We start from the raw sequence: 21347 nt of genomic DNA on the forward strand, positions 1-21347 counted from the left end.
CCGAGGTTGGGTGGCACTCCGTGATGCTGATCCGATGCTCCTTGCGGCTGCCAAGCGCGGCGTCGTGCTCAGCTGCATCACGTTGGCCAAACGGAAGGGTCTGTGGGTCACGTCGACCGGTGAGCCGCACGTGGCAGCACCGGCGAAGTCGGGTCACGCGAACACCGTCCGCGGCGTTGTGCACTGGAGCAGTCCGCTCTTCCCGCGCGATCCCGATCGGCTCGAGGATTCCGTCGAGAACGCGCTGGTTCTCGTCGCCCGCTGCCAGTCGCACGAGGACGCGCTCGCGACGTGGGAGTCCGCGCTTCGACAGCGCCTGGTCGATGTGGATGTCCTCTCAAGGGCTCCGCTACCGCCTGCGGCGAGAAGGCTGCTGGAGGATGCGCGACCCTTCGCGGATGCAGGAACCGAGACGGTCTTCCGCACGAGGCTCCGATGGCTCGATGTGCCGATCACCCCGCAGGTCTGGGTGTTCGGGCATCACGTCGACTTCCTGGTGGGAGACCGACTCGTCATTCAGATCGACGGCGGGCATCACGTCGGGCCCCAGCGGTCGAGCGACATCGAACATGATGCAGAGCTCACGGTGCGCGGCTATCACGTGATGCGGATCAGCTACCACCAGCTCATCAACGAATGGCCTGCCGTGCAGAACAGGATCCTGACCGCCATCGCTCAGCGCCTTCACGTTGCGGCGTGACTCGGCGACTCGGGCGCGCCCCGTCGGGCGGAGATTGCCCTGTGGGGAGGAGGATCCCGGCCCAGGAATCCGCCCAACACGGACATGTCCGCCTAACGGGGTGCAGTGCGAGGGGTGCAGCGCGAGGGGGCGCGGTGCGACGAGGGGAGTCAGTGCGAGGGGGCGCGGTGCGAGGGGGTGCAGTGCGAGGGGGTGCAGCGCGAGGGGGCGCGGTGCGACGAGGGGAGTCAGTGCGAGGGGAGGCGGTGCGAGGGGATGCGGCCCCCCGCGCATCAGACGGATGCTGTCGCGTGCGCCACCGCCCAGGTGAGGGCGTAGTCGGCGATCTCCTCCCAGCCGTCCTGGCTGACGAGGCGGTGGGTGCGGCCGGCATACTCCTTGTAGTCCACGATGGCGGGGCTGCCGGTGGAGCGATACTTCTTCTCGATCGCGCGGACGATGGTCGGCGGCACCACGTGGTCGATCTGACCGGCGATCAGCAGCAGCGGGGCGCGGTCGGCGCGTGCGTAGTCGACGTGGGTGACTCCGCCCTTCTCATTGAGCACCGAGGTCACGCCTTCGAAGAAGACCCGGTTGTAGGAGTTCACGGCGTACTCCTCCCAGAGGGCATCGGATGCCGCGCGCGAGAGGTCGTTGCCGAACGTGAAGTGGAAGTGGCGCTTCGACAGCGGCTTGGCGCCGTTGCGCCCGAAGGGGTTGGAGAGGATCGGCGTTCCGGTCCAGAGGGTCGAGAGGGGGAGGGCGGTGACGCCGGCGGTCTGTCCGGGGGCGACGCCCACGTAGGCGGCACCGAGTCCGCGGTCGGCGAGCATCTGCGTGAGCACCCCGCCGAACGAATGGCCCATGATGATCGGTTTCACCGGGAGGGTGCGGATGATGCGCTCGTAGTGGTCGGCGATCTGCTTCAGGCCGACGCCCTCGAGTGCCGACGGATCGCGGCGGATGTCTTCGACCGAGCGGTCGTCGATGCCGGGCCACCCGGGGATGATCACCTCGTGGCCCTGGGCGCGGAAGCGCTCGGCCCACGTGCTCCAGCTCTTCGGCGTCATCCAGAGTCCGTGGATCAGGACGATCGGGAGCTTCTCGGTGCTGTTCATGGTTTCTTCTCCTGTCCCTGCCCCCGCCGTATGCGAGTGCGTTAGGGTGATAGTAGACCGAACGTTCTATCTACCGCAACCTATTCCCGAAAATCCGAAGTCGCGGTCCGGATTGCTCGATCCGGATGACACGATGAGAGGGATCACCATGAACACCACGACTCGCACCACGACGACCGCCGACGCACCGAAGCGTCCGAGCGCCGCCCGCACCCGACTGATCGACAGCGCGACCAGGCTCTTCTATGAAGAGGGGATCCACGCGGTCGGCGTCGATCGCATCATCGATGAGGCCGGGGTCACCAGGGCCACGCTCTACAAGCAGTTCGGCGGCAAGGAGAATCTGGTCCTCGCGTACCTGCGCAACGAAGACGAGATGCTCCGGGCGCTGTTCGCCCAGGCAGGAGCGGAGGTCACGGATCCGGCGCAGCTGGTCGACGCGGTGATCGAGGGCATCGCCGCCGACATCCGCCTCCGGCACACGCGGGGCTGCCCGTTCATCAACGCAGCTGCGGAGTATCCGGATGCCGACGGTGCCGTCCGTGTGCTGATCGATGAGCACCGGGAGTGGTTCCGCTTCACCCTGCAGGCCGTCGCCGAGCAGGCGGGTCTCGAGCGCCCCGCTGATGTCGCGGCATCCCTCGTCCTCCTGCGGGATGCAGCGCTCGTCGGCGGCTACCTCGATGGAGACGAGCGCGTCACGCCGGCCTTCGCGCGCACCGCCCGCGCGGTGATCGCCTCTCACCGCCGCAGCTGAGCGGCTTTTCAGCGGATTCCCGCGGCTGTCCGCCTGACTCGGTCGGACGCCACACGAGTCACATTCGTCACTTCTGCACCACGACACGCCGCCCAAAACCCCAAAACCCGCGAAATGACGCGGAAATGTGGGCGGTGGTTGGTACATTCAAGGCGGTCACTCGACCAACGGAGGGCAGTCGCCCTTCGAACACCAACGATGCGACGGGAACCTCGTCGCTGGAGGATGACATGGCTGACAAGTCCATCACCAAGACCGAGCTCGTCGCGAGCATCGCTTCTGCCACCGGCCAGAGCCAGGCCACCGTCTCGGGTGTCCTCGACGCGCTGTTCTCCTCGGTCTCCGACGCTGTTGCCAAGGGCAGCAAGGTCTCGATCCCGGGCTGGATCTCGTTCGAGCAGGTCGCAACCGCAGCTCGCACGGGCCGCAACCCGCAGACCGGCGCCGAGATCAAGATCCCGGCCGGCCACCGCGTCAAGGTGACCGCTGGTTCCAAGCTCAAGGCTGCCGTCAAGTAAGACTGCACCTCTTCGAAGGCCGCTCCCGATCCGTCGGGGGCGGCCTTCGTGCTCCCACTCCGGTTCCGCGGCTTAGGCTTGAGGGGTGAGTGCCCGCGCCGTGCAGACCCCTAACCGCTCCGCGTATCGCGCGGGCGGAATCGGAATCCTGCTCGCGACCGGACTGATCGGCGTGCTCATCGCCCTCCTGATCGGCGGAGGCGCGGCGCCGCTGCTGCTGCAGGATCCGGGTCCTTTCGTGCGCTGGGCCACCCCCATCGTCAAGCTCGTGATGAACATCGCGGCCGCGGCGATGCTGGGCTCTCTCGTGCTGGCGCTGTTCGCGCTGCGCAGTGAGGAGAGGTCGTTCGACACGGCCCTCAACGCGGCCTCCGCGGGCGCGGCCGTCTTCACGGTCACCGCCGGCATCAGCGGATTCTTCACGTTCATGGCGGCCTTCAACCCGCAGCTCAGCGCCGAACGTGAGTTCGGCGAGCAGCTCGGACGATTCCTGCTGCAGCTGCCGCTCGGTCAGTCGTGGCTGATCACCACCATCATGGGCTCGGTGATCACCGTGCTCGCGTTCGCCTGGCGCACGTGGACGCCCACCCTGATCACAGCGATCCTCGCGGCGGCATCCTTCCTTCCGCTGGCCACCCAGGGCCACTCCGGTGAGCTCGCCGGCCACAACATCGCCGTGAACTCGATCCTCCTGCACACGATCGGCGCGGCGGTGTGGCTCGGTGGGCTGCTGCTCGTCGTCATCCTGCGCGACCGTTCGGGCGTGGGCACCGCGCGGCTGGTCAGCCGCTACTCCAGCCTCGCGATCGCCGCCTTCGCGGTCGTCGCGATCTCGGGCCTGGCGCGTTCCATCGTCTCCTTCGGCGACATCTCCCAGCTCTGGACGCCCTACGGCACGATCCTGCTCGCGAAGGTCGTGCTCCTGGTGGGCATGGGTCTGCTCGGCGCCTGGTACCGCATCCGTCTGATCCCTCGTCTGGAGGGAGCCGGTGCGGCGCGCTGGTTCTGGATGCTGGTGCTCTGCGAGGTCGCACTGATGGGCCTGGCGTCAGGTGCCGCCGCCGCGCTCGCGCGCACGCCGCCGCCCACGGGCGAGGAGGCCGCGTTCGTGCAGACGCCGGCCGAGAACCTCACCCGCTCACCCCTGCCTCCCGAGTTCACGATCGATCGCTGGTTCACGGCGTGGGACATCGACGTGCTCTGGCTGGTCGCCGCCGGGTTCGGCCTCTTCTTCTACCTCGCAGGGGTGCGCCGCCTGCGACTGCGCGGCGATCGCTGGCCGATCCACCGCACCGTCTTCTGGGTGCTGGGCATGCTGATGCTGCTGTGGGTCACGGGCGGCCCGATCAACGCCTACCAGGAGTACCTCTTCAGCGTGCACATGCTGGGTCACATGATGCTGTCGATGGCGATCCCGCTGCTGCTGGTCTCGGGGGCGCCGGTCACACTGGCGCTCCGTGCGATCCACAAGCGCGACGACGGCACCCGTGGCGGCCGCGAATGGATCATGTGGGCGGTGCACTCGCCGTTCTCGAAGGTCGTCACCCACCCGTTCGTCGCTGCCGGCATCTTCATCCTGTCGCTGTGGGCCTTCTACTTCACCGACCTCGTGCGCTGGTCGATGTTCGAGCACCTCGGCCACGAGTGGATGGTCGCGCACTTCCTCATCTCCGGATACCTGTTCGTGCTGAGCCTGGTCGGCGCGGACCCCGTGCCGTACCGTCTGCCCTACCCCGGTCGCCTGATCACCCTGATCGCGATCATGGCCATGCACGCCTTCTTCGGCGTCGCGATCATGATGCAGGAGGGGCTCATGGTCGCCGACTGGTTCGGATCGATGGGGCGCACGTGGGGCCCGACACCGATCGAAGACCAGTACATCGGCGGCGGCATCGCGTGGTCGATCGGTGAGATCCCGACCCTGATCCTCGCGATCACGGTGGCGATCCAGTGGAGCCGCAGCGACACGAAGCTGCAGAAGCGCCGCGACCGGCATGCCGATCGCACGGGCGAGGCCGAGCTCGAGGAGTACAACGAGAAGCTCGCGGCCCTCGCAGAGCGCGACCTGCGTCAGGCCGAGCGCGAAGCGCGCTGACCACGGGCTCTCAGCCCGTCGTCTCCTCGTCGGGAGACCCGACTCGGATCGACACCTTTCCGTCCGGAAGGATCGTGATCGATCCGTTGACCTGGAACGGGACGTCTTCGGACACCTCCTGGACGGAGCCGTCGAAGAGAGAGCGGATCTCGACCTCGACGTGCGCGACCGCATCCGTCGGGGGGATCTTCCAGTGCCCGCCATCAGGAACGACGCTCACCCGGGGCTGCGCCGTGATCGACCACTTCGGCAGCGAGGCGAGGCGGTTGTAGACCTCGAGGCCGAACGGGCATGCGGTCGGCTGCAGCACCTCCTGCGTGGTGCATTCCGTGAGGAACTCCTCGACACGCTGCTGCACCACGGCGACGAAGTCGGGGGTGGGCTCGGTCTGCACGTCGACGGGGGTGGTGGCGAGCGGGGTGTCCGCGAGGACTCCGACGCCCTCGGAGTCGGCGATCGCCGTGTCGACGGTCACCGAATAGAGGCCCGGCGTGAAGACCAGCAGCGGCAGGGGATCGAGGGGAGCGGCCTGCGCACCGGCGGCCGACACCTGGCGGCGGTCCATCTCGAAGCCGTTGACGGCGAACTGATCCGCGCCTCGCAGCGTGAGCTCGACCACGGCGAGAGGGCTCGTCGTGAAGCGCCAGTTCGGGGTGACCCCGGCCCAGCCGTCCTGCTCGACGGTGAAGGTGGTGGTTCCGGTGTGGCCGCTGGCCTTGAACGAGACGGTCACCTCGGTCTTGCCGGCGTCGTCGGGCTTCTCCGACAGCACCTCGACGTCTGTGAGCGGGGCGAGGGCCGAGTGGCGCAGCAGGGCCTCCGACGCCGTAGCTCCGATGCCTGCGACCTCGAGCGTCTCCCGGTCGATCGCGACACCGGGCACCCGAAGGGCATCGGCCGCTCGCCCCTCGGAGAGCAGATCGAGATACCGCACGACGAAGGCCGAGGGTCCGTAGAACTGCTGGTAGAGGGTCATCCCGCCTGCGCCGAGCGCGGCGACGAGCACGAGTCCGACCACCGCGAGCATCGCGAGGTCGGCAACGAGGCGCGAGCGCCGGGGCGCCTTCGTCTCGACCTGCTGCATGGCGTCAGTCTAGAAGTGCGGCCTGGGACGACGCCGTGCGTGAGTCGGTGTGCGTCGGCATCCGATCGCTGTGTCCGTCGGATGCCGGGCGGCGGCGCCGCGTAGCATGGGGAGGCACGATGCCACCGTGCATTCCCGCCTTCGTCCGTGTGAGAGATCCGTGTCGCTTCCCGCCCTGTCCGAAGAGCAGCAAGAGCTGTTCCGGCTGATCGAGGACACCAGCGAGCACGTCTTCATCACCGGTCGGGCCGGCACCGGCAAGTCGACCCTGTTGCAGTACTTCTCGTGGAACACGAAGAAGCAGATCGCGATCTGCGCACCGACCGGAGTCGCCGCCCTGAATGTCGAGGGTCAGACGATCCACTCGCTGTTCCGGCTGCCGATCGGTCTGATCGGCGACTCGGACATCGACCAGAACGACAACACGCGGCGCATCCTCAACGCGATCGAGACGCTTGTGATCGACGAGATCTCGATGGTCAACGCCGACCTGATGGACGCGATCGACCGTTCGCTCCGGCAGGCGAGGGGCAAGCGCGGCATCCCGTTCGGCGGAGTGCAGATCGTGATGTTCGGCGACCCGTATCAGCTGGCGCCCGTGCCGCCGCGCGGTGACGAACTGCGCTATGTGAAGGACCACTACCGCTCGTTCTGGTTCTTCGACGCCAAGGTCTGGGCCGGCGCCGCCGGTGGGGAGGCGCCCGAGGAGGAAGAGGGCCTCTTCGCGGTAGACACCCGCGCGGAGCTGCACGTGCGCGAACTCGTGCAGATCCACAGGCAGTCGGACGACGGCTTCAAGGCGATGCTGAACGCGGTGCGGTACGGCCGGGTCACCGCCGAGATCGCAGGTGTGCTGAACGCGCAGGGCGCACGCACGCCCCCCGATCCTGAGCCGGGGGAGGTGCCGATGATCACGCTCGCCACGCGGAACGACATCGTGAACACCATCAACAGCCGGCACCTCGCGGCGCTGCCGGGCAAGGAGCAGACCGCGAAGGCCGAGGTGAGCGGTGAGTTCGGACGCGGCGAGGCGTCGTTGCCTGCCGAGTCGGAACTGAAGCTGAAGATCGGTGCGCAGGTGATGTTCCTCCGCAACGACACCTCGATGTCGGGTGAGCCGCCGAGGTGGGTGAACGGCACGATCGGCACGGTGGTGCGGATCCTCGGCGAGACCGTGCGCGTCGAGATCGACGGTGATGAGGTCGACGTCGATCCTGCGGTCTGGGAGCGCTTCCGCTATTCCTACGAGCCGAGCACGAAGAAGCTCTCCCGTGACGTCGTCGCCGAGTTCACGCAGTTCCCGCTGCGCCTCGCCTGGGCGGTCACGATCCACAAGTCGCAGGGCAAGACGTACGATCGCGCCATCATCGACCTGGGGTCCGGCGCGTTCGCACCGGGGCAGACCTACGTCGCGCTGTCTCGGCTCACGTCGCTCGACGGGCTCTACCTGTCGAGGGCGCTGCGCCCGAGTGACATCCGGGTCGACGAGGATGTGCGCCGTTTCATGCGCGACGCCTGGCTCGCGGCGACCACGCCCGAGGTCGGGAAGGCCTGAGCGGTCTCAGGCGGCGACGCGCGCGCGGTCGAGGTCTTCGAACAGCTCGGTGTTGAACCGGTAGGCGAGGAGCACCTCGTCGATCACGCGCTCGCGCTCGGCGTCGTCCCACGGGGCTGCGTCGAGCTGCTCGCGGTAGACGTCCTTGAACGCAGACGGGTCGGCGATGTCGTCGAACAGGTAGAACCCGATGCCGTTGGTCTCGAAGCCGAAGCGGCGGGCCATCACCCGCCCGATGAAGATGCCGCCCGAGAGGTCGCCGAGGTAGCGCGTGTAGTGGTGCGCGACGAAGCCTCCGGCCCAGGTCGCGCCGACCTGGCGGATGCGCTCGACGTAGCGCTGCGTGGTGGGCAGTGCGACGATCTCGTCGCGCCAGCCGGCACCGAGAAGGAACTCGAGATCGGCCTCGAGAGCGGGCAGGCGGGTCAGCTTGTCGCTGATGAAGACGGATGCGACGGGGTCGCGGCGCATCCGCTCGCCCGCGCTCTCGAGGGCCTCGTAGATGAAGTAGTGCTGTGCCACGAGCGCGATGTAGTCCTCGCGCGAGCCCTCGCCCTTGAGCAGGTCTGACATGAAGCCGGCACCCTCGCTGCGCGAGTGCGAACCGGAGGAGCGCTCACGGAGGGCTGCGGAGAAGGAGAGGATCTCGGACATGTGCCAAGTGTAAGGGTTGCCTAACCTCGAGCGAAACCCCGATATCTCAGAGCGTCACGCGTGCGGGCGCGGCTCGACCCCGAGCTTCTCGCACGCGAGGTCGTAGAGTGCGACGACCTCGCGACGCACAGCGGGTCGCTCGGTGATCGGACCGGAGGGCCACGCGATGCGCAACTCGGAGGCGGCCCCCGAGCGGGTGACCTCCCAGACACCGCCGTCGCCGTCGAGGTCCGTCATCACGGCGTCGGTGATCTCATCGCCCTCGGCCGACGAGAAGGCGCGTGTGATGAGCAGATTGTCATCGGTGTGGTCGCCGTTCATGTGGCGCAGGATGGCCGAGACGACGTCGGCCTCGAAGATGTGGGGCATGCTGATCACCCTAAAGGGGCCTCGGCGATGCCTTCTTTCAGGAACGGCGTTCTAGACTCGGGAGACACGTCTTCCGGGGGTCCCCTTTCATGCAGCTTCTCTCGTCGCGCACGTTCCGCGCAGCAGCGGCCGGCGTCGCCGTGCTCGGGCTCTTCCTCACCGGCTGCACCGCCGAGCCGGAGTTCAGCTACGAGCCGCCGTCCCAGGTCGAGGGTTCGCTGCCCGACGACACCGTCGCCGCGATGGAGGCAGCCGTCGCCAACGCGCTCGCCGCGTCGGGTGCCTCGGGTGCTGTCGTGGGCGTATGGGCTCCGTGGAGCGGCAGCTGGGTCACCGGCGTCGGCACGCAGGGGCCCGGCTCTGACCAGGAGGTCAGCACTGACATGGCCTTCCGCATCGCGGACATGACGCGGCTCATGACGTGCGACGTCCTCTACGGCCTCGCAGACGAGGGTGTGGTCGAACTCGACGACTCCGTGACCGACTACGTCTCGGGCGTCGCAGACATGCAGGGGATCACGCTCCTCGACCTGTGCAACAGCACGAGTGGAGCCGGCTCGTCAGAGGCGACCGCGCAGGCTGCCTGGCTCACCACGCCGGAGCGCGTGTGGGCGCCGCTCGAACTCGCGTCCTACGGCCTCGGTGCCCCGCGCGCCACGCCGAAGACGACCTACACCAACTCCGACGCCGGATACCTGCTGCTCGGACTCGCGCTCGAGCGGGCATCGGGCCATACGGCATCCGAGCTGATCGCCGAGTACGTGGCCCAGCCGCTCGGTCTCGCCGACACATCGCTGCCCTCGCCGGCCGCGGCTGCGCCCTCGACCGGTCCGGTCATGAACGGGCACTACCTGACGCCGATCGAAGGCGGATACAACTGCGCGGCTCCGACCGACATCACCACGCTGTCATCGAGCACGGGGTACACCGACTCCGGCGTCGTGTCGACCATCGAGGACCTCGGCCGGTACGCCCAGGCCGAGGCCGCGCAGAAGCTGCGGACGAAGGACGAGCCGAACCGCTTCGGTGCCCCGCTGCCGCAGAGCCCCGAGGCGCCCTCATGGTTCCAGGCCACCGGAGGAGCCCTGCTCGTCGGATCGATGGTCGGACAGTCGGGCTGGACTCCCGGATACCAGACGTCGGCGTTCTCCGATCCTGAGTCCGGCTTCACGGTCGCGGTGTCGCTGAACGACTCGACGACCGGCGGGCTGACCGCGATGTTCCTGGCATGGGAGCTCGCCGCGATCGCGTCGAAGGCTCCCGCAGCTGCGGGCGAGACGGCTCCCGAGTTCGGACTGCCGTTCACGGCCGAGCAGTACCACCAGGAGATCACTGATTCCGCGATCCCCTGCGTCGCACCGCCCGCCGGCTGATCTCGGAGGCGGACGATCGATCCGCGGCCGACCGATGGAGGGAACGCCGATGGCGATCATCGACAACGCGATCTATGTCGACGGCATCCGCACCGAGAATCCGCGCAGCCTCAGTGAGACGTTCGAGGTGCTGCGCGAGCGCGGCGGCATGAGCTGGATCGGCCTGTACCGGCCGAGTGAAGCCGAGATCCGCGAGGTCGCCGACGAGTTCGGCATCCATGCTCTCGTCGTGGAGGACGCGCTGGCCGGTCACCAGCGCTCGAAGCTCGAGCGCTACGGCGAGGTGCTGTTCATGGTGCTGCGCTCCGCACGGTATCTGGATGCGGCGGAGGAGGTCGAGTTCGGCGAGATCCACGTGCTCGTGGGGCGGGACTTCGTGGTGACCATCCGTCACGCGGAGTCGCCCGACCTCGGACGCGTTCGTCGCCGCCTCGAAGACGACCCGGGGCTGCTGAAGCTCGGCCCTGAGGCCGTGCTCTACGCGATCCTCGACGAGGTCGTCGATGAGTACGCACCGGTGCTCGCCGGCCTCGAGAACGACATCGACGAGATCGAGAGCCAGCTCTTCGAGGACGAGGTCGATGCCACGCAGCGCATCTACGAGCTCGGCCGTGAGGTCATCGACTTCCAGCGGGCGGTGCAGCCGCTGGCCGGGATGCTCGACTCGCTGCTGCGCGGATCGGCGAAGTACCAGGTCGACGAAGAGCTGCAGCGCTATCTGCGCGATGTGCTCGACCACACCCTCCGTGTCTCGGAGCGGGCGAACACCTTCCGCACGGTGCTCGACAACGCCCTGACCGTCGAGTCCACGATCGTGGCGCGGCGGCAGAACGAGGAGATGCGGCGGATGACCGAGCTGAGCATCCGGCAGAACGACGAGGTCAAGAAGATCTCGGGGTGGGCGGCGATCCTGTTCGCCCCGACGCTCGTCGGCACGGTCTACGGCATGAACTTCGACCACATGCCCGAGCTGCATTGGACGCTCGGATACCCCATGGCGGTCGCTCTGATGGTCGGCATGGGTGCCGGTCTCTACTGGGCGTTCAAGCGCAAGGGCTGGCTGTAGCCCTCTCAGCCTCGAGAAAGAATGCGGGTGGGACTGGGGAGCAGCCCCACCCGCGAGTGACGCCTCCCGTAGGGGGGATCGCGAGCACCCGGACACGAAGTCGGCTCAGGTCCCCAGGGCCGATTTCGTGTCCCACTATAAAGACGCCGAAGACGCCCGTTCCTTACGACGCAACCGATATGCCAGTCGGATCCGTGCCTCGGTGGTCACTTGCCGCCGGGGGTGACGACCACGGCGTACTCGGCGCCGGGTCCCGTGCGGCCCGACTCCACATCGACGTAGCGCAGGGTCAGCAGGTGGAATCCGAGGTGGATGTCGGGGATGTAGTCGTCGGAGGTCACCTCGTCGATGGCGATGAGATGAGGGTTCACGACGCCGTCGACGGCGACCTGCACCCATCCGCCCGGAATCCCCTCGAGGGTGACGAGCGCGTCGTCCCGCTCGCCGTCGGCGTCGGCATCCGCCCCGTCGAGGTGGATGCGCGACTGCCCGCCGGAGATGACCGGCACCGGGAACGAGAGGGGGCCTATCGGCTCGCTGAGCTCGACGTCGCCGGCGGGCGACGTGTGCTGCGCGGTGAGGATCATGCCCTGCCGGAGGTCGTCGCCCGCGACCGTGATCACGAAGACGCCCTCATCGTCGACGAGCACCTCGGCGACGACTGCGCCGAGCTCGTCGAGCATGGCGACCGTGCTTCCGGGGATGCCGGTGCCGCGCGCAGAGACCGCCAGCGGGTTGCTCGTGTCCCATCCGTCCGGCTCGAGGCCGAACGCGTACGGGGTTTCGACCGGTGGGGTATCGACGGGCGGGGTATCGACGGGCGGCTTCCCGGCCGGGGGAATGCCCACCGGGGGAATCGCTGCGGCCGGCGGAGTCGCCGGCGGACTCTCCGATGACGGAACCTCGCGGTCAGGCGAGGTCGGCGAGGTCGTGTCGACGATCGGCTCGAGGGTGGGCTCGACGGGAGCGGGAACGAGCGGCGGTGCAGGGGGGGACACGGGCGGCGGCGTCGGAGGAGTGTCGACCTGCGTCGAGGATGGCGCACCGGGCGTCGGGTCGACGGGGTGGGCGACGGGTCCGGAGGCTTCGCCGCGGTCGGCGCCCGGGAGGGGCTGCGTCCAGGGGGCGGCGATCGCCACTGCGACCGTGGCCGCGAGTGCGACCGCGCTGCCCGCGGCGATCCCGATGGTGAGGACTCGCCGGGATCGCAGGGCGGCCGATGGTCCGATGACGGCTGCGCTCGCGGCGGCACCGGGTTCGAGCGCCGCATAGGCCGCGGCGCCGGCGCTGCCGAGCGCGAGGGGCAGGAGCACCGCACGCAGCTTCGACGAGGCCGTGTCGACGTCTCGAGCGATGATCGTGCAACCGGCGCACCCCTCGAGATGGGTCTCGAGACGCGGACGCTCGTGTCGACTGACCGGTCGGCGGGTGCGGCGAACGAGTCGCCCGCACGCCCAGCGACACTCTTCGGGACGGGAGGGATCGGCGATGAGCGCGTCGAGCCACGCGTGACGGAATCCGTCTCGTGCGCGCAGGGCGAGGGCGGATACGGCGTTCGGGGTGAGCCCCATCAGCGGCGCGATCTCTCGCGGCTTCATGCCCTCGACCTCGAGATACCAGAGCAGTGTGCGGTGGTTCTCGGGCAGGTTCTTGAAGGCGGCGGCGAGCATCGTCTTGTCCGACAGCTGCTCGATCGCATCGGGACCCTCGTCCGGGATCTCCTCGATGAACTCGATGGGGATGTCCTTCTGCTTGCCGCCCCATGTCGCCGCAGCGTTGCGAATGGCGGCATACAGATAGGCGCGGAAGCCGTCGGTCGGTCCGCCCCCGTTCTGCATCGCGCTGAAGGTCTTCGTGAAGGCCTCGCTGACGAGGTCGTCCGGGTCGATCGAGCGGGTCACCGCACGGGCCGCACGCAGCCCTGCCTCGGAGTGCCGCTGCCACAGCACGGCGAACGCCTGAGCGTCGCCGTCGCGGGTCGCGTCGGCGAGCTCGGCGTCAGACCTCGTGTCAGTGCCCTGATCTGCGGTGACGCTCATGGCTTCCCCCCGACTGTGGTGACGACATCCGGGCCGCCGGCCTCGAGGTCGAAGAAGCGACCTCGTCGTCAGCCTACGCGCAGAGGTTGCTTTCCAGCGATCACCTGTGATATATCGGCATTCCTGTGGGGCGGGCCGAGCGGGGACTGCGCCCGGCGCCGATCACCGACCGGGTTCGTCGTCGGTCTCGACTCCAGGACCGGGGCCGGGGCGCACCGCAGCATCCGGGACGATGTCGATGCGGGTGTTGCCGTCGTGCTCCGAGACCTCGATGCGAGGCGCGGCGTCGGCTTCGGTCGCGTCCGGGGCCGAGGTCAGCTGGTCGTGACGCTTCTCCTCGCTGCTCATCGCGTCGTCGGCGTCGGGGGTGATGTCAGGCGTGCTCATGGTTCTCCTTCGTGGTGGTGGATGAGGGGTCTGTGTCACTGCCGCGGCTCGCGGTGCGGTGTCGGCCCCAGCGGGTGAGCAGGTAGAGGAGGCCGCCGACCGCCAGCAGGATCGCACCGAACAGCCAGACGATGGGACGCTGCTGGGTCAGCAGCAGGATGCACGACGCGATGCCCAGCACCGGGATGACCGTCCAGATGCGGAAGTGGTCGTGCTCCACTCGGTCGCGTCGCAGCACGAGCACCGAGACGTTGACACTGAGGAAGACGATCAGCAGCAGCAGCACGACGGTCTCGGCGAGCGTCGCCAGGTCTCCGACCAGCGTCAGGCCCATCGCGACGAGGGTGGTGGTGAGGATCGCCACCCAGGGGGTCTTGCGCTTCGGAAGCACCCGACCGAGCACCGCGGGCAACAGGTTCTGCTCGGCCATCCCGTAGGTCAGACGGCTGACCATGATCATCGTCAGCAGTGCGCCGTTGGCGACGGCGATCAGCGCGATCAGGCTGAACAGCCACGACGGGATGCTGGCGCCCGCGGCCTCGACGACCGAGAGCAGCGGGCCGCTCGACTCCTGCAGCTCGGATGCCGGCAGCGCGATCGAGCTCGCGACGCCCACCAGCACGTACACCGCTCCGGCGGTGAAGAGGGCGCCGAAGAGCGCTCGGGGGTAGGTGCGCCGCGGATCCTTGACCTCTTCGATCATGTTCGCCGAGGTCTCGAAACCGACGAAGGAGTAGTACGCGATGACCGCCCCACCGAGAACGGCCACGGCGACGGGAGTCCCCTCCGGTGTCTGAGTGAGCCGGGAGGCGTCGCCGCCGCCACCCGCGACGAACATGCCCACCACGACGATGACGATCACGAGTCCGCTCAGCTCGATCGCCGTCATCACCAGATTCGCGCCGAGCGACTCGCGGATGCCGCGGGCGTTGAGCGCTCCGACGATGGCGAGGAAGACGATCGCGACGGGGATGGTCGGCAGGTCGAAGAACGTGCCCAGATAGTCGCCGGCGAAGGCGATCGCCAGACCGGCAGCGCTCGTCACGCCCGCCGCGAGCATGCTGAATCCGACCAGGAACGACACGATCGGGCTGTGGAAGGCGCGCTCTGCGAAGACCGACGCCCCGCCCGCGCGCGGGTACTTGGTGACGAGTTCGGCGTACGAACCCGCGGTCAGCAGGGCGAGCAGCAGGGCGAGCAGCAACGGCGCCCACAGCATCCCGCCGACCTTCTCGGAGAGGACTCCCATCAGCGCGTAGATCCCGGCGCCGAGCACGTCGCCGAGGATGAAGGCGAACAGAAGAGGGCCGGTGATGGCGCGTCGCAGGCGGGTGGGCTCCGCGTGCGACGTGGGGGCGTCGGAGGTCATCCTGGCACCGTACGGATACCCCGTCGCGGTGGCGACGGGGTTGACAGGGCCCGATATGCCACTCAGCGGTTTCACAGGGAGACCGCGCGTCGAGCGAGCTGTCGTGGCCGCTGTCGCTATATTCGGGGGCGCAACGGAGGGTGCGTCGGCTGGAGTGCGCAGGCGGACGGGGGTCGCCTTCCATCACCTCTCAGAAAAGAGCACTCTCATGTCCGGTACTCCACGCAAGGCGCTCGCCGAAGCGATCGCCACCTTCCTCTTCGTCCTCACGATCATCGCAGCGGTCAACAGCGAGAGCCCGCTGACCCCGCTCGCGATCGGTTTCACGCTCGCCGTGCTCGTCTTCTCGACGGGTCACATCTCGGGCGCTCACCTCAACCCGGCGGTCTCCGTCGGCGTCTTCCTTCGCGGCGGCCTCAGCGTCGTCGACTTCATCGCCTATCTCGTGGCGCAGTTCGTCGGCGGCGCGCTCGCCGCACTGGTCAGCTTCGCCGTGTGGCCCGCCGGTGGCGAGGCCATGGTCGTCGAGGTGGGTCCCGCGTTCTTCGTCGAGGCTCTCTTCACGCTGATCCTCGTCTGGGTCGTGCTCAACACCGCGACTTCGAAGGACACCGAGGGCAACTCGTTCTACGGTCTCGCGATCGGCGCCACGGTGTTCGTCGGGGCGGCGACCGTCGGCTCGATCTCCGGCGGCGGCTTCAACCCGGCAGTGGCCCTCGGCCTCTCGGTCGGCGGATACTTCGACTGGGCGTCGCTGTGGCTCTACATCGTCGCCCCCGTGGTCGGTGCAGTCATCGCGGCCCTGCTCTTCCGCGTGCTCAACGCGGACGACGCGAAGAAGATCGGCGCGTAACACTCTCCCTCGAACGCCGCGTCTTCTCCGGGGGCGCGGCGTTCGTGCGTCGGTGCGCTGCTGTTCCGGTCGCACTCCGGCATCCGAAGTCATCCGTCCGGGGGATGTCGAGCCGCGAGATCCCGTCATAGCGTGGATGCATGCTGATCGTCGAAGAACTCCATATGCTGCTTCTCCGGCCCGATGGCCGCGTCGAGAGCGCGGTGAGTGTGAACCGCCTCTACGGCGAGGTCGCCGCCGTCATCGTCGACCTCGCCCTGCACGGTCGCGTATCGGTGTCGAGCGAGAAGAACCCGGTCGTCGAGATCGTGTCGACCGAGCCGACCGGCAATCCGATCCTCGACACGACGCTGCAGCGCCTCGTGCCGCTGCGCGGCAAACGACTGCAGTCGCTCGTCGTCCGGCCCAAGCTCGATCCGCTGGAGGTCGTGGTCGAGTCGCTCGTCGTGCAGGGTGTGCTCGTTCGCGGAGAGCGCGGGTTCTTCGGCTGGGGGGCGGCGCGCACTCCCGAATCCGACTCCACGCCCGAGCAGGCGCTGCGCTCGCGGCTCGCCGCGGTCCTCGCCGGAACCGGGGCTCCGACCCAGGCCGATCTGGCGCTGCTGTCGATCCTGCAGAACCTGAACTCCGCGCATGCGATCCTGCGTGAAGAATGCGGCGGGCTGTCGGCGCGAGACCTCAAGAAGCGGATCGAGCAGCTCACCGCAGGGTCACCGGCGGGGGACGCCGTCGCCAAGGCCGTCAACGACGCGATCGCCGCTGCAATGGTGGCCATCATGACCCCGACGATCGTGGCGACGACCATCACCTGACGGGCGGTCGGCGGTGCCTGCCTGACGAGCGGTCAGCGCAGGACGGCCACGCGCACCGCGAGCTCCTCGATCACGGGGTTCGGGTCGAGGGGGTCGACGACGACACCGGCGACCGCGTCGAGGTCGAGCACCGGATACCGCGAGGTCGCGCCGATCTTCTCTTCGCTGCCGAGCACATAGGTCTGCGTGCTGCGGGCGGCGATCGCACGTTTGGTGGCGGCGTCGTCGAGGTTGCCGGTGGTCAGGCCGCGCTCTGGATCGATGCCGGTGGCACCCACGAAGAAGAGATCGGCCGCGAGATGCTGCATCGCCTCCATGGCGAGCGGGCCGCTCGTCACCATCGAGAAGCGAGCGAGCTCTCCGCCGATGATCACGATGCGGGCATCGGAGTGCTCTGCGGCCGCGAGGGCGATCGCCGGGCTGGGTGTGATCACGGTCAGCTCGGCGCCGTGCGGCAGCATCCGGGCCATCGCGAGAGTCGTGGTGCCGGCGTCCAGCACGATCGTCGCACCCGGCGAGATCACCTCGACGGCGCGGCGGGCGACTCGCTCCTTGCTCTCGGTCGCGAGCGCGGCCCGCTGGTCGACGGGGCGGTCGGCCGGTGGAATCGGCAGAGCGCCGCCGTAGACCCGCACCATCTCACCGGCATCGGCGAGTTCGCGGAGGTCGCGGCGTATGGAGTCCTCCGAGACGCCGAGATCGGCGGCGACATCCTTCGCCACCACGCGGCCGTGTCTGCGCAGGATCTCCCGCAGATGGTCTTTGCGCTGCGCACCCAGCATCCGACTCCTCAGAACCTTGTTCATTCACGAAGTTGCACGTTCTTGCACGGTTAACGTTACAGTCTTCTCCATGACAACTCCACTTCTGATTCTGATCGCCGGCCCCTATCGCTCGGGAACCGGCGGCGATCCCGTCCTCATCGCCCGCAACCTCGAACGACTCGAAGAGGCGGCGGCACCCATCCATCGCCTCGGTCACGTGCCGATGATCGGCGAATGGGTCGCCCTGCCGATCCTCCGCGGCATGTCCGAGACGGATGCCGCCGACGGCGACGTCATGTACGAGACCGCCCACCGACTGCTGCAGCACTGCGATGCCGTGCTGCGGCTGCCCGGCGATTCCGCCGGCGCCGACAAGGACGTCGAGATCGCACTCGAGCGCGGTCTGCCCGTGTATCGATCGATCGACGAGATCCCCGCCAGGGCGGCCGACGCCGCCTAGACGGCCTTCGCGTCGGTCACGACCACGATCTTGCCGGTCGCATGACCCTCGATGGATCGGGCGTACGCGGCACGGACGCTCTCGAGCGGGTGCACCGAGTCGATCGGCAGCTCGATCGTGCCGTCGGCCAGCAGCTCCGCGATCATCGCGAGCTCTGCTGTGCCGGCGGCCGATCCGCCGACGCCCCGCACCGGATGCCGCGTGCGAGCCTCGTAGTCGGCGACCGTGTTGATGCGCTCGGGCGGAACGCCGAGCGCGAGCGCGAGATCGACGGTGCCGTGGCCGACCGTGTCGAGCACGACGGTCGGCCCGGCGGGGGCGGCGGTGCGGAGGTCGTCCGCCATCCCCTCCCCGTATGCGAGGGGATGGATGCCCAGTCGCCTCAGCAGCTCGTGATTGCGAGGGCTCGCGGAGCCGAGCACGCTCGCGCCGCGCAAGACGCACAGCTGCGCGGTCAGGATGCCGACGCCTCCGGCTGCCCCGCTCACGAGCACCACGTCGTCGGGCCCGATGTTCTGCGACTCGACGCTCGCCACGGCGGTGCGTCCGACCACGTTGAGCGCGCCCGCGATGACGAGGGGCAGCCGATCGGGAACCCGCACCAGAAGCGTCGGATCGATCACCAGGTGGTCGGCCTGCGCGTGGAAGCGGAGACCGCCGAAGACGCGATCGCCGAGGCGCCAGCCCTCGACGTCGGATCCGACCTCGTCGATGGTTCCCGCGAAGTCGTATCCGTTGCCGGAGGGCAGCGAGCGCTCGTACGGATCGTGCATCGGTCGACCGCTGAAGAGCTTCCAATCGACGGGGTTCACTCCCGCAGCGACGACTCGGACGCGCACCTCGTCGCGCCCCGGCAGGGGAACCGGTCTCGTGTCGATCTCGAGCACCTCCGGTCCGCCGAAGCGGCGGAACACGACCCGCCTCGATGCGGCGTCCTGGGGTTCAGAGATCATGCGCCCAGCCTAGGAGCGCGTTCGGCCTCGAGGGTCGGCTGCCGTTGCGACCGTCGACGGAGGCCTGTGAGACTGGGGCGATGACCGATGGCATGGAGTTTCCCCGACACGTCTTCGATTCGCTCGGCGCCGATCCCGTCGCCTGGGAAGACCGCATCGGCGGTGCGATCCGCGTGGTCGAGAAGAGCCCGCCGGGCGGACCCATCACGATCATGACGTCGGGGGCGTCGCTGATGCCCACCGACTCGGGTGAGCGCGTCGAGCTGGCCGTCGAAGTGCTGGACGGCCAGCAGGGTGCGGCTCGCATCGCGCTGGGTATCGTCTGCGACGACATCGCGACGAACAGGCGCGTGCCCCCGACCGGCGCTCCCTGGCGAAACAGCGAGCCGTTCCTCGCCGGCACCCGCATCTCGGCGATCATGGTGAGTCCGTCGCGCTGGGGCGCATCGTTCGACGAGGTGCGATCGGACGACGGCACCCTGATCGGCCATGTGCGCACTCTCCGGATGCTGACGGATGCCGAGGCGGCGTTCGCATCTGCCCAGGGGTGGGACGCACTGGTCGCCGCGGCAGGATCCGTCGACGCCCTGCTCGACGTCACACGAGACGACTCGGTCTCAGCCCCTGGACTTGCCGGCAACGCGCCGGTCTTCCTCTCGAAGCTGCACGCCGAGCATCCGCCGCGATGGGTCACCTTCACGGGGCGCGACCTGCAATCCGTCACCGGGCTCGAGTCAGAGGCCTACATGAACGATTCCTCCAACCATGAGGTGTGGTCGGTCGACTCGTTCCTCGCTCGCTTCCCGTGGGTCTCCGGCTTCGTGCGGGAGGCGAAGCCCGGCCAGACCGCGATGTTCACCGACGCCTCCGGCGCCTACGTGCTCGAGGCGGACTGAGCCGCACCGACGCCGCGCCCGTCAGATCCTGAAGCGGACGTCGGCCGCGTGCTCTGCGACGGCCCACAGTTCGGCCCCGACGTCGACCGAGCGCACCTGCTCACTGGCGGAGACCCGCTTCGGTGCCCCGCGGAACTCCAGCAGCCCGCCGGGGCCCCAGTAGTCGCCGCCGGTGGCATCTGCCGCGACCGCCGCGTGGACGATCGGCGCGGCCCCGGCATCCTTGCCCTGCACGAGCGGGCGGCTCAGCGCAGCGAGAGCCCGCCCCGCTCCCGACACGTCGGCGAGGCCGTCGCGGTGCGGTGTGAGGGGGTCGACCGCATACCCGGGATGCGCGCACAGCGCGGAACGCGCCGTGCCCCGCCACCGGCGGTTCAGCTCGAACGCGAATGCCATCAGGGCGGCCTTCGATCGACCGTACTGGCGCAGCGAGGGTCCGGTCCACGGCTGAGAGAGCGTAGCGGGGGCGATCTCGGCGAAACGGTGAGCCAGCGACCCCACCGCCACGACCCGCGCGTCGTCGGCGAGCACGTCACCGAGCTGCGCGAGCAGCGCGAAGTGCCCGATGAAGTTCGTGCCCACCATCAGGTCGAGGCCGTCGGCGGTGCGGGCGCTGCGATCCGCGGCTTTCACTCCGGCGTTGCAGATCACCGCGTCGAGGCGCTCTCCGACGGATGCCGCGGCGGTGGCGATGCTCGAGAGCGACCCGAGATCGACCGGTACGACATCGAGGTCGGCGTCGGGCACCTGCGCGCGGATCGACGACACCGCGACCTGGGCGCGCTCCGCCGACCGGCATCCGAGCAGCACCCTGGCGCCGTGCCGGGCGAGGATCTCGGCGCACCAATAGCCGATGCCGGCGTTCGCCCCTGTCACGATGATCGTGCGGCCGGCGAGGTCGGGGAGCGCGAGCGGGGAGGCCATGCCCTCCAACCTAGGCCGAGACACCCACCCGGTCGGCCGTGCGGATGACGGTCGCGAATCCGCGTGCGGCGAGGATGCTCTCGGTGCGCTGCATGATCGCGTCGCCCGAGACGGCAGCGAGTCCGTCGTTCGCCTCGATCGCCGAGGTCGTCGTGGCATCCGTCACGAACTCCACCGTGAATCCGAGGTCGGCCGCCATCCGAGCCGTCGTCTCGCAGCACTGCTCGGTGCGGATGCCGCAGACGACGAGCCGTCCGACGCCGAGGCGCCGGAGCTGATCCTCGAGGTCGGTCGAGGTGAACGCGTTGACGGTGGTCTTGGTCACGGCGATCTCGTCGCTCTGCGGATCGAGATCTGACATCACTCGGACGAATCCGTTGGCCGGGTCGAACACCCCTCCGCTGGCGGGCTCGGAGTGCGTGACCCACACGACCGCGTCTCCCACACGCCGTGCGTGGGCGACGAGCTGCGAGATGTTGTCGATGGCACCCGGGTTGGCGGTGGACGCCCACTCGTCGGGCCGCTGGCGGAAGGACTCCTGGGCGTCGATGACGAGCAGGGCAGTGGCGGGCGAATCGCGGTTCATCCGACAATCCTCGCGGTCGAGGGCGGAGCCGGCCAG

Annotated in this window: 22 protein-coding genes; 11 read left to right on the forward strand and 11 right to left on the reverse strand. The window is 68.7% G+C overall.

Features of this window, described 5'->3' with window-relative positions:
- Nucleotides 1-34 precede the first annotated feature (34 nt).
- Nucleotides 35-700, forward strand: coding sequence for an endonuclease domain-containing protein (locus ACIP5T_RS12930; protein ID WP_400863775.1), 666 nt, complete (start codon nt 35-37; stop codon nt 698-700).
- A gap of 272 nt (nt 701-972) precedes the next feature.
- On the opposite strand, the gene ACIP5T_RS12935 is transcribed toward ACIP5T_RS12930, so the two are convergent.
- Nucleotides 973-1797, reverse strand: a complete 825-nt coding sequence (locus ACIP5T_RS12935; RefSeq protein ID WP_400863778.1) for an alpha/beta hydrolase — start codon at nt 1795-1797, stop codon at nt 973-975.
- A gap of 148 nt (nt 1798-1945) precedes the next feature.
- Between ACIP5T_RS12935 and ACIP5T_RS12940 the strand changes: the two genes are divergently transcribed.
- The 3 genes from ACIP5T_RS12940 to ACIP5T_RS12950 all read left to right on the forward strand — a co-directional run bounded on the left by ACIP5T_RS12940 (nt 1946) and on the right by ACIP5T_RS12950 (nt 5167).
- Nucleotides 1946-2554, forward strand: coding sequence for a TetR/AcrR family transcriptional regulator (locus ACIP5T_RS12940; protein WP_400863780.1), 609 nt, complete (start codon nt 1946-1948; stop codon nt 2552-2554).
- A 230-nt stretch (nt 2555-2784) separates the two neighbouring features.
- Nucleotides 2785-3072, forward strand: a complete 288-nt coding sequence (locus ACIP5T_RS12945; RefSeq protein WP_042541574.1) for an HU family DNA-binding protein — start codon at nt 2785-2787, stop codon at nt 3070-3072.
- 85 nt (nt 3073-3157) lie between these two features.
- Entirely contained in the window at nt 3158-5167 is a 2010-nt protein-coding gene (locus ACIP5T_RS12950) for a cytochrome c oxidase assembly protein (RefSeq protein WP_400863782.1), read from the forward strand.
- A 10-nt stretch (nt 5168-5177) separates the two neighbouring features.
- On the opposite strand, the gene ACIP5T_RS12955 is transcribed toward ACIP5T_RS12950, so the two are convergent.
- Nucleotides 5178-6251 carry a hypothetical protein gene (locus tag ACIP5T_RS12955; RefSeq protein ID WP_400863785.1) on the reverse strand — a complete coding sequence of 358 codons (1074 nt, stop codon included), beginning with the start codon at nt 6249-6251 and terminating at the stop codon, nt 5178-5180.
- A gap of 160 nt (nt 6252-6411) precedes the next feature.
- Here ACIP5T_RS12955 and ACIP5T_RS12960 point away from each other — a divergent pair, with 160 nt between their 5' ends.
- On the forward strand, nt 6412-7806 hold the full coding sequence (locus tag ACIP5T_RS12960) for an ATP-dependent RecD-like DNA helicase (protein ID WP_400863788.1): 1395 nt from the start codon (nt 6412-6414) through the stop codon (nt 7804-7806).
- Between the two features lie 6 nt (nt 7807-7812).
- Here the strand turns inward: ACIP5T_RS12960 and ACIP5T_RS12965 are convergent, their stop codons facing one another.
- Complete coding sequence (locus ACIP5T_RS12965; protein ID WP_400863790.1) at nt 7813-8460, reverse strand: heme oxygenase (biliverdin-producing); 648 nt, start codon at nt 8458-8460, stop codon at nt 7813-7815.
- Nucleotides 8461-8514: 54 nt separating this feature from the next.
- Entirely contained in the window at nt 8515-8829 is a 315-nt protein-coding gene (locus ACIP5T_RS12970; RefSeq protein ID WP_400863793.1) for a DUF2470 domain-containing protein, read from the reverse strand.
- 89 nt (nt 8830-8918) lie between these two features.
- Between ACIP5T_RS12970 and ACIP5T_RS12975 the strand changes: the two genes are divergently transcribed.
- Nucleotides 8919-10202 carry a serine hydrolase domain-containing protein gene (locus ACIP5T_RS12975; RefSeq protein ID WP_400863796.1) on the forward strand — a complete coding sequence of 428 codons (1284 nt, stop codon included), beginning with the start codon at nt 8919-8921 and terminating at the stop codon, nt 10200-10202.
- Nucleotides 10203-10251: 49 nt separating this feature from the next.
- Nucleotides 10252-11268, forward strand: coding sequence for a magnesium/cobalt transporter CorA (gene corA / locus ACIP5T_RS12980; protein WP_400863799.1), 1017 nt, complete (start codon nt 10252-10254; stop codon nt 11266-11268).
- 206 nt (nt 11269-11474) lie between these two features.
- On the opposite strand, the gene ACIP5T_RS12985 is transcribed toward corA, so the two are convergent.
- From ACIP5T_RS12985 to ACIP5T_RS12995, 3 genes are all read right to left on the reverse strand, one after another.
- A complete protein-coding gene (locus ACIP5T_RS12985) occupies nt 11475-13307 on the reverse strand; it encodes an RNA polymerase sigma factor (RefSeq protein WP_400863802.1) in 1833 nt (610 codons plus the stop codon).
- Between the two features lie 162 nt (nt 13308-13469).
- Entirely contained in the window at nt 13470-13694 is a 225-nt protein-coding gene (locus ACIP5T_RS12990) for a multidrug transporter (protein ID WP_400863805.1), read from the reverse strand.
- Nucleotides 13681-15063 carry an APC family permease gene (locus tag ACIP5T_RS12995; protein WP_400863808.1) on the reverse strand — a complete coding sequence of 461 codons (1383 nt, stop codon included), beginning with the start codon at nt 15061-15063 and terminating at the stop codon, nt 13681-13683. The genes ACIP5T_RS12990 and ACIP5T_RS12995 overlap by 14 nt, the downstream gene beginning before the upstream one ends.
- Before the next feature lie 208 nt (nt 15064-15271).
- Here ACIP5T_RS12995 and ACIP5T_RS13000 point away from each other — a divergent pair, with 208 nt between their 5' ends.
- Both ACIP5T_RS13000 and ACIP5T_RS13005 read left to right on the forward strand, forming a co-directional pair.
- Nucleotides 15272-15916, forward strand: coding sequence for an MIP/aquaporin family protein (locus tag ACIP5T_RS13000; RefSeq protein WP_400863811.1), 645 nt, complete (start codon nt 15272-15274; stop codon nt 15914-15916).
- Nucleotides 15917-16056: 140 nt separating this feature from the next.
- Nucleotides 16057-16728 (forward strand): GPP34 family phosphoprotein, encoded by a 672-nt coding sequence (locus tag ACIP5T_RS13005; RefSeq protein ID WP_400863814.1) that lies wholly within the window; start codon nt 16057-16059, stop codon nt 16726-16728.
- Between the two features lie 32 nt (nt 16729-16760).
- Here ACIP5T_RS13005 and ACIP5T_RS13010 read toward each other — a convergent pair whose 3' ends face one another.
- Nucleotides 16761-17510: a DeoR/GlpR family DNA-binding transcription regulator gene (locus tag ACIP5T_RS13010; protein ID WP_400863817.1), complete on the reverse strand. Its 750-nt coding sequence runs from the start codon at nt 17508-17510 to the stop codon at nt 16761-16763.
- A 70-nt stretch (nt 17511-17580) separates the two neighbouring features.
- Here ACIP5T_RS13010 and ACIP5T_RS13015 point away from each other — a divergent pair, with 70 nt between their 5' ends.
- Entirely contained in the window at nt 17581-17952 is a 372-nt protein-coding gene (locus tag ACIP5T_RS13015; RefSeq protein WP_400863820.1) for a DUF4406 domain-containing protein, read from the forward strand.
- Here the strand turns inward: ACIP5T_RS13015 and ACIP5T_RS13020 are convergent.
- Nucleotides 17949-18905 (reverse strand): NADP-dependent oxidoreductase, encoded by a 957-nt coding sequence (locus ACIP5T_RS13020; protein WP_400863823.1) that lies wholly within the window; start codon nt 18903-18905, stop codon nt 17949-17951. The two genes, ACIP5T_RS13015 and ACIP5T_RS13020, sit on opposite strands and share 4 nt — an antisense overlap.
- Before the next feature lie 80 nt (nt 18906-18985).
- Between ACIP5T_RS13020 and ACIP5T_RS13025 the strand changes: the two genes are divergently transcribed.
- A complete protein-coding gene (locus ACIP5T_RS13025; protein ID WP_400863826.1) occupies nt 18986-19801 on the forward strand; it encodes a suppressor of fused domain protein in 816 nt (271 codons plus the stop codon).
- Nucleotides 19802-19822: 21 nt separating this feature from the next.
- On the opposite strand, the gene ACIP5T_RS13030 is transcribed toward ACIP5T_RS13025, so the two are convergent.
- Nucleotides 19823-20725 carry an SDR family NAD(P)-dependent oxidoreductase gene (locus tag ACIP5T_RS13030; RefSeq protein WP_400863829.1) on the reverse strand — a complete coding sequence of 301 codons (903 nt, stop codon included), beginning with the start codon at nt 20723-20725 and terminating at the stop codon, nt 19823-19825.
- 10 nt (nt 20726-20735) lie between these two features.
- Nucleotides 20736-21311, reverse strand: coding sequence for an isochorismatase family protein (locus ACIP5T_RS13035; RefSeq protein WP_400863832.1), 576 nt, complete (start codon nt 21309-21311; stop codon nt 20736-20738).
- Between the last annotated feature and the right edge of the window lie 36 nt (nt 21312-21347).

This window comes from Microbacterium sp. NPDC088619, assembly GCF_044752825.1.
Classification (GTDB): domain Bacteria; phylum Actinomycetota; class Actinomycetes; order Actinomycetales; family Microbacteriaceae; genus Microbacterium.